Annotated in this window: 2 protein-coding genes; one reads left to right on the plus strand and one right to left on the minus strand. The window is 60.2% G+C overall.

The annotated features are described in order from the left end of the window. Nucleotides 1-158 precede the first annotated feature (158 nt). The gene (locus ITP53_RS55735) at nt 159-308 is read right to left on the minus strand and encodes a hypothetical protein (protein ID WP_195903546.1); all 150 of its coding nucleotides are present in this window, start codon (nt 306-308) and stop codon (nt 159-161) included. On the opposite strand from ITP53_RS55735, the gene ITP53_RS61670 reads away from it, so the two are divergent. Further along, nucleotides 256-408 (plus strand): hypothetical protein, encoded by a 153-nt coding sequence (locus ITP53_RS61670; protein WP_407941424.1) that lies wholly within the window; start codon nt 256-258, stop codon nt 406-408. The genes ITP53_RS55735 and ITP53_RS61670 overlap by 53 nt on opposite strands. Nucleotides 409-550 lie beyond the last annotated feature (142 nt).

The following is a 550-nucleotide window of genomic DNA, read 5'->3' on the forward strand; positions in this document are numbered from 1 at the left end:
GTTTTCCGGACCGTCGTCTTCACAAACATGATCTCTAGACGATAGCGGCAAATCCCTGTGATATGCACACCGTTGACCACTGACCGCGTCTCTAGGCCATTCCATCGCCATAAGCTCGATCTAACCCTTTGACCTGCACCTTCATCCCATCGCCGTCTCTAGATGGCCGGAATTACGTCGAACGCAGGGTTCACCGCCACCGGCTCGGCCCGCGCCGTCGTGGCGGCCTTCAACGACCAGGGCCTGACCTTTCCCATGCGGCACAGCAGTGGCCCCCACTCGGGAGAGTTGTACTGGACACCGCTCACCCACGACCGGGTGCTGAAAGTGCTGCACAACCCTCGCTATGCCGGCGCGTACGCACCTTCTTGCGCAGGTGCAGCCCGACGATGCCGAAGCGGCGCATGACCCGGGCGATGCGCTTGTGGTTGAGAGATCGCTAGTTTTAGTCGACAAGCATGATCTCAAACCACAGGCGCTCATCATGCCTGCGTGATCCGCGGCAACACTTCTCCGGTCACCCTCTGTAACCCAGGTTGATCACGCGGCG

Source organism: Nonomuraea cypriaca (genome assembly GCF_015645445.1).
In the GTDB taxonomy this organism is placed as follows: domain Bacteria; phylum Actinomycetota; class Actinomycetes; order Streptosporangiales; family Streptosporangiaceae; genus Nonomuraea; species Nonomuraea cypriaca.